This window comes from Lacrimispora sp. (assembly GCF_032078915.1).
Taxonomy (GTDB): Bacteria; Bacillota; Clostridia; order Lachnospirales; family Lachnospiraceae; genus Lacrimispora.
Genome location: NZ_DAMAUN010000013.1, coordinates 1 through 13,325 on the forward strand (window position 1 = coordinate 1; position 13,325 = coordinate 13,325).

Annotated in this window: 11 protein-coding genes, 1 pseudogene and 2 riboswitches; of the genes and pseudogenes, 4 read left to right on the plus strand and 8 right to left on the minus strand. The window is 44.5% G+C overall.

Features of this window, described 5'->3' with window-relative positions:
• A partial coding sequence (locus RT269_RS07235) for an alanine/glycine:cation symporter family protein (protein ID WP_313181561.1) occupies positions 1 to 1,077 on the plus strand: 1,077 nt, incomplete at its 5' end.
• Positions 1,078 to 1,191: 114 nt separating this feature from the next.
• Here the strand turns inward: RT269_RS07235 and RT269_RS07240 are convergent.
• From RT269_RS07240 to RT269_RS07250, 3 genes are all read right to left on the minus strand, one after another.
• Positions 1,192 to 2,067: a carbohydrate ABC transporter permease gene (locus RT269_RS07240; RefSeq protein ID WP_313181562.1), complete on the minus strand. Its 876-nt coding sequence runs from the start codon at positions 2,065 to 2,067 to the stop codon at positions 1,192 to 1,194.
• Between the two features lie 12 nt (positions 2,068 to 2,079).
• On the minus strand, positions 2,080 to 2,985 hold the full coding sequence (locus RT269_RS07245; protein WP_313181563.1) for a carbohydrate ABC transporter permease: 906 nt from the start codon (positions 2,983 to 2,985) through the stop codon (positions 2,080 to 2,082).
• An 81-nt stretch (positions 2,986 to 3,066) separates the two neighbouring features.
• Positions 3,067 to 4,377 carry an ABC transporter substrate-binding protein gene (locus RT269_RS07250; RefSeq protein WP_331664101.1) on the minus strand — a complete coding sequence of 437 codons (1,311 nt, stop codon included), beginning with the start codon at positions 4,375 to 4,377 and terminating at the stop codon, positions 3,067 to 3,069.
• Positions 4,378 to 4,612: 235 nt separating this feature from the next.
• Here RT269_RS07250 and RT269_RS07255 point away from each other — a divergent pair, with 235 nt between their 5' ends.
• The 3 genes from RT269_RS07255 (at position 4,613) to metF (ending at position 8,808) form a co-directional block, all read left to right on the plus strand.
• Positions 4,613 to 5,521 carry an AraC family transcriptional regulator gene (locus tag RT269_RS07255; protein WP_313181564.1) on the plus strand — a complete coding sequence of 303 codons (909 nt, stop codon included), beginning with the start codon at positions 4,613 to 4,615 and terminating at the stop codon, positions 5,519 to 5,521.
• 163 nt (positions 5,522 to 5,684) lie between these two features.
• Positions 5,685 to 7,958: a 5-methyltetrahydropteroyltriglutamate--homocysteine S-methyltransferase gene (metE, locus tag RT269_RS07260; protein WP_313181565.1), complete on the plus strand. Its 2,274-nt coding sequence runs from the start codon at positions 5,685 to 5,687 to the stop codon at positions 7,956 to 7,958.
• Positions 7,945 to 8,808 (plus strand): methylenetetrahydrofolate reductase [NAD(P)H], encoded by an 864-nt coding sequence (gene metF, locus RT269_RS07265; RefSeq protein ID WP_313181567.1) that lies wholly within the window; start codon positions 7,945 to 7,947, stop codon positions 8,806 to 8,808. Before metE ends, metF begins: the two co-directional genes overlap by 14 nt.
• 123 nt (positions 8,809 to 8,931) lie before the next feature.
• On the opposite strand, the gene lipA is transcribed toward metF, so the two are convergent.
• The 5 genes and pseudogenes from lipA to RT269_RS07290 all read right to left on the minus strand — a co-directional run bounded on the left by lipA (position 8,932) and on the right by RT269_RS07290 (position 12,842).
• Positions 8,932 to 9,789: a lipoyl synthase gene (lipA, locus tag RT269_RS07270; RefSeq protein WP_313181569.1), complete on the minus strand. Its 858-nt coding sequence runs from the start codon at positions 9,787 to 9,789 to the stop codon at positions 8,932 to 8,934.
• Positions 9,790 to 9,846: 57 nt separating this feature from the next.
• On the minus strand, positions 9,847 to 10,833 hold the full coding sequence (locus RT269_RS07275) for a lipoate--protein ligase (RefSeq protein ID WP_313181570.1): 987 nt from the start codon (positions 10,831 to 10,833) through the stop codon (positions 9,847 to 9,849).
• A gap of 120 nt (positions 10,834 to 10,953) precedes the next feature.
• Complete coding sequence (glyA, locus tag RT269_RS07280) at positions 10,954 to 12,204, minus strand: serine hydroxymethyltransferase (protein ID WP_313181571.1); 1,251 nt, start codon at positions 12,202 to 12,204, stop codon at positions 10,954 to 10,956.
• A 127-nt stretch (positions 12,205 to 12,331) separates the two neighbouring features.
• A pseudogene (locus RT269_RS07285) lies at positions 12,332 to 12,650 on the minus strand (glycine cleavage system aminomethyltransferase GcvT); the annotation flags it as partial.
• A 30-nt stretch (positions 12,651 to 12,680) separates the two neighbouring features.
• Complete coding sequence (locus tag RT269_RS07290; RefSeq protein WP_313181572.1) at positions 12,681 to 12,842, minus strand: hypothetical protein; 162 nt, start codon at positions 12,840 to 12,842, stop codon at positions 12,681 to 12,683.
• Between the two features lie 55 nt (positions 12,843 to 12,897).
• Positions 12,898 to 12,997, minus strand: a riboswitch (glycine riboswitch).
• 4 nt (positions 12,998 to 13,001) lie between these two features.
• Positions 13,002 to 13,109, minus strand: a riboswitch (glycine riboswitch).
• Between the last annotated feature and the right edge of the window lie 216 nt (positions 13,110 to 13,325).

Consider the following 13,325-nt stretch of genomic DNA (forward strand, 5'->3'; position numbering starts at 1 on the left):
GGCATTGCTACCAAATATTCAGAATCCCTGATTGCAGTTAAATATCGTGTGCAGACGAAAGATGGACGAATGCAGGGAGGCGCCATGTATGCACTGGAGCGCGCACTGGGCTTAAAGTGGCTGGGCGTACTCTTTGCACTGTTCGCCCTGTTTGCTTCCTTTGGCATTGGAAGCGGGACTCAGATCAACGCCATTGCTGAAATTATTGAAAACAACGTACCGCTGCCGATCCCGCGCATTGCAATTGGCCTTATCTTCGGCGTGATTACCGCTGTGGTTATTATCGGCGGCATCAAGTCCATCGCAACGGTGTGCGAGAAACTTGTACCATTTATGGCGGCATTCTATGTGGCAGGCTGCCTGATCATTCTTAGTATTAATGCTGACTTCATCCTTCCTGCACTGAGGGCGATTGTGACCCTGGCCTTTAAACCCGGTGCGGTTGCAGGCGGGCTGGTTGGCCGGGGTATTATGCTTGCCATGCAGTATGGCATTGCCCGCGGTTTATTTTCCAATGAGTCCGGTATGGGCTCCGCACCACTGGTTGCTTCGGCTGCGCAAACACGTAATCCGGTGCGTCAGGCGCTGGTTTCCTCAACCGGAACCTTCTGGGATACGGTTGTAGTCTGCCTTATGACCGGTCTGGTCCTTGTTACGACCATAATGAAAAACCCGGACATCAACATGGATATGATACAAAACGGCGGACAGATGACCACTGCTGCTTTCAGTCAGATTCCTGTGCTTGGGCCGGTGATCCTGGTTGTTGGAATCATTACTTTTGCTTATTCCACCATTCTAGGCTGGTCTTATTACGGGGAACGATGCTGCGAGTATTTATTTGGCGCCAGGGGGATGCTGCCCTATAAAATCATCTTCGTGTCAATCGTGGTTGTCGGTCCTGTGCTGTCTCTGGATCTGGTATGGACGATTTCAGACATCCTAAACGCACTGATGGCGATTCCCAATCTTGTGGCTGTTCTGCTTTTATCGGGCGTTGTGGCAAAAGATACAAAGTATTATCTGAGCCACTTAGATGAAAGGGACGAAACGCCGATTCCGGTCATAGATAAATAACAAAATAAAAACCTCCCGCCTTACCTGGGCCGCAAGAAATAATTCTTCTATAATAAATGAATTATCTTGCATTCCACGTAAAGCAGGAGGTTTTTATTTTTTCCAGCAAAGCCATTAACCTTTGACTCCGCCTCCGGTAATGCCGGCAATGATCTTCTCCGACAAAAAGATATAAAGGATAAAGGTAGGAAGAAATACGATGATAACGGATGCGAACATACCTGACCAGTCCCCCGTATATTTCATGGAATTGATCATGGAATAAAGTCCCACCGCAACTGGCCGTACTCTGTCGGAGTTGGCGAAAATCAGGGAAATAAAATACTCATTCCATATATTGATAAAATTGAAAATAGTAACCGTTATGATCCCGGACTGAGCCATAGGAAACATGATCAGCCAGAAAGCCCTCATGGGAGGACAGCCGTCAATGGCTGCCGCTTCCTCGTAGGCTCTGGAGATATTGGCAAAAAATGTGAGAAGAAAAATCGTTGTATAAGGAACATTGATCCCCACATAAAGAAATATCAGCACCGCCTTGTTTGCAACATAGTTGTTTAACACGTTCATACCCGCGATCAGGCTGAACAGGGGAAGAACGATCATGACCACAGGCACTCCCATAGCAGACACGAGGCTGGTCTGGATCATTTTATTCCCTGCAAAGCGAAAGCGGGACAATACGTACGCGGCAGGCGCACAGATCAAAACAAGAAGCGTGCATGAAATAACAGAATACATCAGGGAATTAAAGAAAATAGCGGACACATTGGAATTGGTCCAGGCCTTTACATAGTTCTCAAAATGAATTCCCTGGGACAGAATATGGCCTGAAAAAATGGCCTTTGTCGTAGAAAAACTGGCAGCTACCACCCAGCCCAGCAATACAATGGTAAATAATATCCAAACACTAAGGAGCAGATATCCCGGAAAAAGCTTTAGCTCTCTTTTCCAGTTAAATGGCTCCATAAACCTTTTCTTTTTAGCCATAGATCCCCCTCCTTAGAATTCCAGATCATCCTCTTTTATCAGTTTATTGCATAGCAGGAATACCGCAACCACACAGATGCTTAAAAGGACACCGATTGCCGCACCCAGGCCTGCATTCCGCTCGGTCATGCTGTTGCCGGCACCAAAAATCATCATATACATATAAACCATGGGGGTAATGGTCTGGGTATCCGCCGTAACCGTTGAAAACAGCTGGGACCAGACGAAGAAGCCCACCGATGTAACGCTCCACATGGTGATATTGGTTTTAAATACCCCTTTTAACAGGGGAAGGGTGATATAGCGGAACTGGTTTACCTTATTTGCTCCATCCAGAGTGGCCGCCTCATAGTAGTCCTCTCCGATCCGCTCGATCCCGCTTGCAAATATCAGCATATGATATCCCACCATGCCAAAGCAATAGGCAACCAGCAGGGCCATGAATTTATGATCATTGTCAAGCCACTGGACTTTGGATAAATAGTTAAGCCCCATGGCGGAAAATACATTTTTAAGGAGACCGAACTTAGGGCTGTATACATACTGAAGCCACATGGTCGCAAGGGCGACCGCACTGACTACGTTGGGAAGATAGATCATTGCCCTGAAAAAGCTTTTAAAGCGTATCCCGCTGGTGAGGATCACCGCAAACAAAAGAGCGAGAGACATAACAACCAGTCCGCCTATTAACCAGATGCGGAACAGATTCCACATGGAAATACGGAATAAACTGGTCGATGCAAGCTTGCTGTAATTGGCTAATCCGGTAAACTGCCACTTGGTCATAGAGTCCGTGATTCCTTCAATTTTAAAGAAGCTCATTATAATTGTCCTGACAATGGGATAAAGGAACACAAGGACAAACATTAAAACTGCCGGTGTTAGAAATACGGCAATCATTGTCTTATTCTTCTTCACGTTAAATACCTCCCCCGGCTTTCCTTAATTACAGGGTGACACCGCCAAGGCGGTGCCACCATAAAATTCTATTGATCCGGATTATTTGCCTGCTGCTTTAAGAGCATCCACGAACCCAGTCGCTGTAATGGAACCTCCGCAAAGCTTCATAAAGTTCTCTTTAATAATCGGTGTTAAGTCTGCATTGGCTTCCGCTCCGGCTGCCCAGGGATAACGTACGCTTAAGCTCTCCATAACCGGCTTCACACTGGCAAGCTGTGCCGGCCACTCTGCATTTCTGGAATCTGCCGGAATACCCATTGACATTTCGGACATCTTCTTGTCAAATTCTCCCTGGGTGATGTATTCAATCAGCTTAAATGCATTTTCCCCATTTTGGGAATTCTTGTTGATCGCCAAAACCTGAGCGCCGTAATTGGAGGCATTGGTGCCGTCTTTTCCGCCTTCCACTGCCGGATAGCTGAAGCAGCCCCATTTAAAGTCTTCTCCTGCCATATCCTTTACTTCATTGGGAAGCCAGGAGCCGTTCAAATACATGGCTGCCGTTCCAAGAGCAAGCTCCTGGTTCTGTCCAGCAGGCCATACGTTAGAAGCAATGGTTTCTGAAAAATACCCTTTCTGTGCAAAATCTTCATAATCCTGAGCTGTTTTAAGGACTGCCGGGTCATCCCACTTGCCTTCCTTTACAACAGCCTCTGTTTCCGGTTCGCCTAATAGTCTGGACATATGATAGCCAAACATGGCTGTTATGTAAGCGTCATCACAGGTAATGGGAGTATAGCCCGCATCCTTGATCTTCTGGCATGCTGCGTCAAGCTCTTCCCAGGTCTTTGGTACTTCCTTGATTCCTGCCTCATCGAAAATAGTCTGATTATAGAAAAATGCAAATACATTGGGCTGGTAAGGAATGGATTTTAATGTTCCATCTCCCACTTCCCGGCAAGCACTCATTAAGCCTGCATTGGCATTGGCTTCATAGCCGGTAGTCTTTACTAAATCCTCCAGATCCATTAAATACTGTCCCCATGTGGTATTTACACGGTCAATATCCTCGTCAAATAAGTCAATGTTGGTTCCCGCATCCAAAGCCGGCTGCAGACCTTCACGGATTCCCGTACGTCCCTTAAACTGAACATCAACCTTCACTCCTGTATCTGCAGTGAATTTGTCAATTGCCATCTGGATCGCCTGGCCCTGAGGCTCCGTTGCTTCCCACATGGACCAGTAGATAAGTCCTTCCCCGCCGCCTGCAGCCGTTTCCTTCGGTGCATCCGTGGCCGCTCCGCCAGCCGGCGCAGCTGTGGTAGCAGTGGCAGCCCCTCCTGCACATCCTGCCAGAAGACCGGCAGTCATGACCGCACTTAGCATAATACTCATAAAACGTCTTTTCATAATTTTACCTCCCTTTGTTATCCGACTTTTTTGTCAGATGTTCTTGGTGATTTCTATATTATTATACTTTTTGACAAAAAGCTTTGTACAAAAGGTCATCATTTTTAACAATTTAGATTTTTTCATTTGCTTTTTTCATAATTAGAAGTTAAAATACAGATAAATTATATACTATTTGCACAACATTACATTTTAAAAACAGAAGCATCTAGTCTATGAAACCAGGGGGGATTGTATGAAATATAAGTATACGGAGTTAACAGAAGAGGTGACAATACACCGGATAATCAGCATCCATTATTTTGAATATATGAGCGACTTCACCTTTGCGGGGGAATCTCATAATTTTTGGGAACTGCTTTGTGTTGATAAGGGAGAAGTGGATGTGGTGGCTGATCATGAACGGCTGACGCTTCAAAAAGGAGAGGTTATTTTCCATCAGCCAAATGAATTCCACAGGGTTTTAGCCAATGGAGTCATTGCACCCAACCTTGTGGTCATTGGATTTGACTGCCAATCGCCTCATATGGCCTTTTTTAAGGAGCAGATCTTAAAGGTGGGGCAAGAGGAGCAGGAGCTTCTGGCGCGGATCATTGCAGAAGCACGCCTGTGCTTTGAAGGAAGGCTTGACAACCCCTATCAGGAAGTGCTGGTGCGAAAGGACCACGGGCCCTTTGCGGCAGAGCAGATGATAAAGATTTATCTGGAACAGTTCCTGATACAGATATACCGCCATTCCTTTTCAGCCAGACAGGCTCCCGCCCTCCTTAAGGACACCCCTTCCGCAGAAGACATCTATGAAACCATCCTTTGTTATTTCGAAAAGAACATCTGTAACCAGCTGACCATTGATCAGATCAGCCGGGATAATTTAATCAGCACTTCCCAGTTAAAAAAACTTTTCTCTGAAAAGGGGAACACCGGCGTCATTGAATATTTTAACAGCATGAAAATCGATGCGGCCAAGCAGCTTATCCGGAACCGGCAGCTTAATTTTACCCAGATCGCCAATCAGCTGGGATATACCTCGGTCCACTATTTTTCCAGACAATTTAAGCATTTGACCGGAATGACTCCTTCGGAGTATGCCACCTCTATAAAAAAGCTGTCTGAGAAAAATATAAAGCGTGATACAAGCCTTTAGGCCCTTGCCCGAGTTCTTTGAGCATATTGCCGGCCAGTTTGTCTTATTGCGGAGTATGTGTCATAGTTTTTATCTATAGGTATCTATATTTATTTGGTATTACGTGATAACCGCATTCCCGTGTTATTATTTGTAGTAAAATAAACGGAAGGGATTTTGCTACATGAAAACATCTGTTATTGGCTACCCAAGAGTGGGAGCTTTAAGAGAATTAAAATTTGCATGTGAAAAATATTTTAGAAAAGAAATATCCGCAGATGAATTGCAGGCAGCGGCAAAAAATTTAAGAACTATCCATTGGAACACGCAGGAGAATCATAGGACCGACTTTATTCCAAGTAACGACTTTTCTCTTTATGACAATGTTCTTGACACTGCGGTTCTGCTAAATGTGATTCCGGCCCGATACCGCGATCTGGCATTATCGCCTTTAGATACTTATTTTGCAATGGCAAGAGGATATCAAGGTTCAAACGGTGATGTGAAAGCACTTGCCATGAAAAAATGGTTTAATACAAATTATCATTACATAGTTCCAGAAATTGATGATAATGCAATCATACAGCTTGCAGGAAATAAGCCATTTGATGAATTTAAAGAGGCACAGCAGCTGGGAATTAAAACGAAACCTGTTTTGACCGGAGCATTTACTTTTTTGAAGCTTGCAAGATTTACGGGTGAAAAGCGTGTGAATGACTTTACAGAGGCTATCATAGCGGCTTATCAGGAATTACTTACAAGATTCAGTGAAACAGGAGCAGAATGGCTCCAGTTTGACGAACCATGCCTTGTACAAGATCTTACCGATGAAGACATTCTCTTATTTAAACGGCTTTACGGCACCATCCTATCTGCAAAAGGAACAGTAAATGTACTTTTACAGACCTATTTTGGTGACATACGTGACTGTTATCAGGAAATTGCTGAACTGGATTTTGACGGGATCGGAATGGATTTTATTGAGGGTAAGAAATCTCTGGAGCTTGTAAAGGCAAACGGATTCCCCTCTGGCAAAACACTGTTTGCAGGCATTGTAAACGGCAAAAACATCTGGAAAAATAACTACGCTAAATCTTTCCAGATTATCACTGAGTTGCAGAAACATTGCCGCAGTGTTGTACTCGGGACCTCCTGCTCGCTTTTACATGTTCCCTATACCTTGCAGAATGAAACAAAACTCCCTGAGCAGCAAAAGCGCTATTTTTCATTCGCCGTAGAAAAACTTGGGGAACTCAGCGAATTAAAAGAAATTTGCTTATCTCAAACTCCCATTGAAACAGTGGAATACAGAAGAAATGTCAATTTATTGAGCGAAGACAGAAAGTGCAGCAATGAAAAGGTGCAGCAAAGGGTAACAGATATAAAGGAAAGTGAATTTACACGGCTTCCGGAGTTTTCGGTCCGTGAGGCGGTCCAAAAAAAGAAGTTCGGCTTTCCGTATCTTCCAACCACAACGATTGGTTCCTTTCCGCAAACAGCAGATGTAAAAGCCAACCGCACCGCCTATAGAAAGGGCAATATAACAGAAGAACAATACCGTGATTTTATTAAGGTAAAAATCTCCGAATGCGTCAAGATCCAGGAGGAGATTGGACTGGATGTTTTGGTGCATGGTGAGTTTGAACGAAACGATATGGTGGAATATTTTGGCGAATCCCTCCATGGGTATCTGTTTATGGAAAAAGCATGGGTGCAGTCTTACGGTACCCGCTGCGTAAAGCCTCCGGTGGTTTGGGGAGATATTTCCAGGGAAAAGCCCATGACTGTTGAATGGTCTGTTTATGCACAGAATCTTACCAAAAAGCCTATGAAGGGTATGCTCACAGGGCCGGTTACAATCCTGAACTGGTCTTTCCCTCGGGAGGATATTTCGCTGAAAGAAATTGCATACCAAATCGCGCTGGCCATTCGCGATGAAGTGCTTGACCTTGAGTCAAACGGCATCAGGATCATTCAGGTTGATGAAGCCGCACTCAGGGAAAAACTTCCTATAAGAAAATCCGACTGGGACAGCGAATACTTAAGCTGGGCAATTCCCGCGTTTCGTTTGGTCCACAGTGGCGTAAAACCTGATACGCAAATCCATACCCATATGTGCTATAGTGAATTTACCGATATTATTCCTGCGATTGATCATATGGATGCTGATGTGATCACCTTTGAGGCATCACGTTCGGATTTGATGATTCTGGATTCTTTAAAAGAAAATCATCTTAAGACAGAGGCAGGTCCTGGCGTTTATGATATTCACTCACCAAGAGTTCCGTCTGTGGAAGAAATAGAATCGGCTCTGAATGAAATACTTAAAAGGCTGCCCAAAGAAAAATTATGGGTAAATCCGGACTGCGGTTTAAAAACACGGCAATATGCAGAAACAATACCCAGTCTTGAAAACATGGTTCAGGCGGCAAGGCGGTTGAGAAATGAAACTATCTAATATCCTAAAAAATCAGGCGACGTTATCTTTTGAGGTTTTTCCACCCAAAAGAACCGACTCTATCCAGACAATTTACAATACGCTTGACGCTTTGCATGAACTGAATCCCGACTTTATCAGCGTAACCTATGGAGCTGGCGGCAACGGCAGCAGTCACGCAACCTGTGAAATTGCATCCACGATTAAGAATCAATATAAAATTGAAAGTTTGGCCCATTTAACTTGTGCCGGCCTCTCGAAAGAAGATTTGCTTTCTCAGTTGGAGGATTTTAAGCAAAACGGAATCGAAAATATCCTTGCGCTCCGTGGAGATATTTTGGATTCCAAGGAGCCCAGAGGTGACTTTCCCTATGCCAGTGATATGATTGCATTTATTAAGGAACATGGAGATTTTGACATAACAGCGGCCTGCTATCCTGAAGGGCATACGGAAACAAAAAATCTCATTGAAGACATCCGTAATTTGAAGAAAAAAGTGGATTCAGGTGCGGATCAGTTAATTACACAGCTTTTCTTTCATAATGACTATCTTTATCGATTCCAGGAGCGTTGTACCCTTGCGGGGATCCATGTTCCGATTGAGGCAGGCATTATGCCGGTGATCAATAAAAAGCAGATCGAACGCATGGTATCACTCTGCCATGTAGAACTGCCCTCAAAATTTATTGCGATGATGAACCGGTACGAAAATAATCCGGATGCAATGCGTGAGGCAGGCATCGCTTATGCAATTGATCAAATTGTTGATCTAGTTGTACACGGCGTCAATGGCATTCATCTTTATACAATGAACAATCCTTACATAGCAAAAAAAATACATGAAGCGGTTCATCAGTTGATTTGGGAGTAATAAAGGGGTTATTGCTCCGGCAGATTGAATCATCTGCCGGAGCAACAGCGCCTTCCGTTGGAAGCGCTTCTGCCAAACGCTTTCCGATTAAACGAATGCGCTCTCTTATAATTGAATGAGCGGCTACTTTAATTTTAAATAATCCTCCTGTGCATGGTAAGAACTCCGCACCAGCGGTCCGCTCGCCACACAGGAAATTCCTATCTGATATGCGTTTTCACGATACCGGTCAAAAACATCCGGATGAACGTATTTCTTTACCTGGTAATGATCTCGGGATGGCTGAAGATACTGTCCGATCGTCACCATATCACAGCCTGCCTGGTGCAGTGTTTCCAGCAGTTTAAAAACTTGTTCGTCCGTCTCTCCCAATCCTACCATAAACCCTGATTTTGTGCAGATGGCTTTGTCCATCTTTTTTGCACGGCTCAGCAGCTCTACAGATCGTTCAAATATGGCTTTCGGCCGTACCTTTTCATAAAGCTCCGGCACCGTTTCCACATTGTGATTTAAAATATCTGGTTTTTCCGCCATAACCGTTTTAAGGGCTGCTTCCTCCCCATTAAAATCAGGAATTAAAACTTCAATGGTACCCTGCGGCACTTCTCTGCGCACTGCCCGGATCGTCCTGGCAAAATGTTCGGCGCCTCCATCCGGAAGATCATCTCTGGTAACAGAAGTAATTACCACATGGGTAAGTCCCATTTCCCGGGCTGCCTCTGCCACATGATCCGGTTCGCTTTCATCAACTGGCTCTGGATTGCCTTTTGCTACCTGGCAAAACGTGCAGTTACGGGTACAGTATTTTCCCAGAAGCATGAAAGTTGCTGTTCCACTTTGGAAGCATTCACCCCGATTTGGACAGCCAGCTTCAGAACAGACACTGTTTAACTGATGGCTCTTTAGGATCCTGCTGACCTTGCCGCATTGTCCTCTTCCCTTTTCCACTTTTAACCACTCTGGTTTTCTAAGATATTCCATGCCGCTTGTTCCTCTCATCTTATACTGCCCATTTTTCCGGGCGTAAAGGTTTCCTTTCTAAATCGATATAAAGGCTGTTGTCAGTTCTTCACTTCCTATTGCTCCAAAATAAGTTCCGGCCGCAAACTCTGCCAGTACATTCCGGATCGCCTCTTTTTCATAGAAAACTCCGCTTAAATGCTGCTCCACTTCACGAATATCTCCATCACCAAAGAAATCTCCATAGATTCTGGCTTGGGATATTTTCCCTTTTTCAATGTTTAAAAACACCTCAACAATACCTCCAGTCAGCTTTGTTTCTCTTCTTATATCAAAAGATGGATTGCTGCCATAGATCCATTCTTTTGTTGCATGGCCTTCCAAAGCACGCTGCCTGACCTCCTGCCACTGTTTAGGTGTTAAGCGAAAGAACTCCGCACCCGGTATTTCTTCCATTACCATATAAAACATCTTTCTGCGGAATTCCTCAATATCCATCTTATCTGTAAGATAATCACTGATGTTGGTAACCCGGCTTTTTACTGATGATACCCCTTTGCTTTTCAGTTTGATTTCCCTGACATTCAAGGCTTTTGCCAATTCCTCCGTATTTGCTGCATACATGAGAGTTCCATGATGCAGCAACTTATCCTTGTAACGGGACTGGGCATTGCCGGAGAACTTTTTTCCGTCAATAGTCAGATCATTTCTGCCTGTAAATTCTGCTGGAATTCCCATTCTGTGCAGTGCATGAAGCACTGGCTTTGTGAACATGAGAAAATCCGAAAAATCTTTCCTTCCATTACAGCTGATAAACGTAAACATCACATTTCCTTCATCTGTAAATACGGTTCCACCTCCGGTAATTCTCCTGACAATTTTAATTCCATTTTCCATTGCATAAGGCATGTTGATTTCACTATAAGCATTCTGGTTTTTCCCCAGCAGAATTGCTTTCTCATTTCTCCACAGCATAAAACAGTCCTGATCCACATGATCCATCAGCCACTCTTCCAGGGCATGATTCTGATAAGGATCCCGGTTATTATTTTCTACAAACAGCATATGCCTCGCTCTCACCCCTTTATCAAACGGTTTATAGGAATACAGGCGCCAGTCAGCTGACGCCTCTTTCCTTAATCTGTTTCTTCATTGTCTGCTTTTCCAACTTATATGTATGCATCATCAGGATTCGTACAGCAGAAATTTATCGCAAATTCCTTCTACTCCGCGTTTGATTTCTTCCTGTTTTGTTTCAAATTCTGTTGCCGTCATCTTGATCAGCCTGGCAATTACCTCCATCTCCGGCTCTTTCATGCCTCTGGTCGTAACAGCTGGCGTACCGATTCGGATACCGCTGGTTACAAAAGGACTTTGCGGATCATTTGGAATGGTATTCTTATTGACGGTAATATATACTTCATCCAGACGACGCTGCATTTCTTTCCCGGTCAGATTCATATTTCTTAAATCTACCAGCATCAGATGATTGTCCGTGCCCCCGGTCAGTAAGTTAAATCCTTCCTTCACCAGACACTCAGCCAGATATGCCGCATTTTTTACCACCTGTTTCTGGTATTCTTTAAACTCCGGCTTTAATGCCTCTCCGAAGCACACCGCCTTGGCCGCAATAATATGCATCAGCGGGCCTCCCTGAATTCCCGGGAAAATGGCTTTATTAAATTGTTTGCCAAACTCTCCATCCCTGCAAAGAATCATACCGCCCCGCGGGCCACGCAGGGTCTTATGAGTCGTTGTCGTAACAACGTCAGCATAAGGAATGGGGCTCTGATGAAGTCCAGCCGCAACCAGACCGGCAATATGAGCCATATCAACAAACAGATATGCCCCGACTTCTTTGGCAATATCTGCAAAGATATCAAACCGGATTTCCCTGGCATATGCCGATGCTCCGGCCACAATCATCTTTGGCTGATGCTTTCTTGCCAGCTCCCTCAGCGTATCGTAATTGATGGTCTGAGTATCCTCATCGACGCTGTAAGGCACAAAATTATAGTACTTTCCAGATAAGTTCACAGGACTTCCATGGGTTAAATGTCCGCCGTGGTTTAAGTTCATTCCCAGTACGGTATCACCGGGATTCAACAGTGCGAAATAAACCGCCGTATTGGCCTGAGCTCCTGAATGGGGCTGGACATTGGCGTATTCCGCTCCAAACAGTTCACATGCCCGTTTCATGGCGATCTCCTCTACCACATCCACACATTCGCAGCCGCCGTAATAGCGTTTCGACGGATATCCTTCCGCGTATTTATTGGTCAGAACATTGGCCATTGAAACCAGTACCTGCTCCGATACGATATTTTCTGAAGCAATCAGCTCTAAGTTCCGGCGCTGGCGGCGGCATTCTGCTTCAACGGCTTTTCCCACCTCCTGATCATACTGGGTAAGATAATTCATAATTTCGTTTACCATGCTTCTTAATTCCTCCTCATTATTTTCGTCTGGGCGCTATATGAATGGCAATGCCTTCCGCTTCATCCAACGTTGCTTTACTTTCTGTTTCCGTTGGTTCCGCCATCAGGACTTCGTGTACGATCAGATGCGCCTTCATCCATGCTACATCTTTGTGACGGTTAGAGGCATTTACTACCACGAAATACTTATCTGCCGCCATCCGGTAGACAATCAGATCATCCACAACTCCCCCCTCTTCGTTGCACATAGGACTGTAGCGCATCCGGTCCGGATATGATGACTTCTCCCATATGGGAAACATCAAATAATCCAGCCTGCTTTCTGACTGCCATATGCTCCGCAATCACACCGGAATACTGTACCGGCAGGAGGTATCCTGCAAACGGAACGATTTTACCTCCCCCAGCTACATGGCAATCGTACAAAGGTGTTTTTAATCCCACTTGTTCCTCTTCCTTTCCTGTTTTATTCTGCTAAACTGCAGGTTGTTCTTTGCTGTTACTGGCAAAAGAACCTACAAACGTCTTTTCCGGATTTGCTGCCTGGGATGCAAATCCAGTATAATAACCAGGTAAAATACTTTTTGCGAGCTTTTCCTGGCTGACGCGGCATTCGTCCAGTGAATATGCCGGCATATTCATTTGACTCCTTACTCGCGCAAAAAAACGGAGACACACCCTTAAGGTGCGCCTCCGTCCTGTAACCTGAAAGATTCTTTCTCAAAAGTTCCTATGAGAAGTTGCTTCTTCGGCGGGCTGGTAACATCATCATCATCAGCCACTTTCCAGAGTATTCGTCCAATTTCGGTCCTTTTACCTGAGAGTTTCTCACGCAGTTCCCCTTCGGCGCCGTATCATCCAGACATTATATCCTGCATGTACGGTCTCTCCCGAAATCTTCAATCGATCTGTATGTTGTTTACTTTTTATGTTATTTCTTTTTCCCAAGAATTACAATGGTTATTTTTACCAAAAAAATCAATTATTTTTATGAATTCCAAACAAACAATCGACAGTTTTCGAAGTTTTATTACTTTTAATTTGACATATCAACTTTTTTCGTTTTGGGCTTGCCGTTGGCACTCCATTATTAGCCTCCATCTATGATTTCACGGGAAG

Bases quoted from the DNA above. Each gene is read 5' to 3' on its own strand.
- RT269_RS07255 (WP_313181564.1), top strand. From the start codon at position 4,613: ATGAAATATAAGTATACGGAGTTAACAGAAGAGGTGACAATACACCGG.
- metF (WP_313181567.1), top strand. From the start codon at position 7,945: ATGAAACTATCTAATATCCTAAAAAATCAGGCGACGTTATCTTTTGAG.
- RT269_RS07240 (WP_313181562.1), bottom strand. From the start codon at position 2,067: ATGGCTAAAAAGAAAAGGTTTATGGAGCCATTTAACTGGAAAAGAGAG.
- metE (WP_313181565.1), top strand. From the start codon at position 5,685: ATGAAAACATCTGTTATTGGCTACCCAAGAGTGGGAGCTTTAAGAGAA.
- glyA (WP_313181571.1), bottom strand. From the start codon at position 12,204: ATGGTAAACGAAATTATGAATTATCTTACCCAGTATGATCAGGAGGTG.
- RT269_RS07250 (WP_331664101.1), bottom strand. From the start codon at position 4,377: ATGAAAAGACGTTTTATGAGTATTATGCTAAGTGCGGTCATGACTGCC.
- lipA (WP_313181569.1), bottom strand. From the start codon at position 9,789: ATGGAATATCTTAGAAAACCAGAGTGGTTAAAAGTGGAAAAGGGAAGA.
- RT269_RS07275 (WP_313181570.1), bottom strand. From the start codon at position 10,833: ATGCTGTTTGTAGAAAATAATAACCGGGATCCTTATCAGAATCATGCC.
- RT269_RS07290 (WP_313181572.1), bottom strand. From the start codon at position 12,842: ATGCCGGCATATTCACTGGACGAATGCCGCGTCAGCCAGGAAAAGCTC.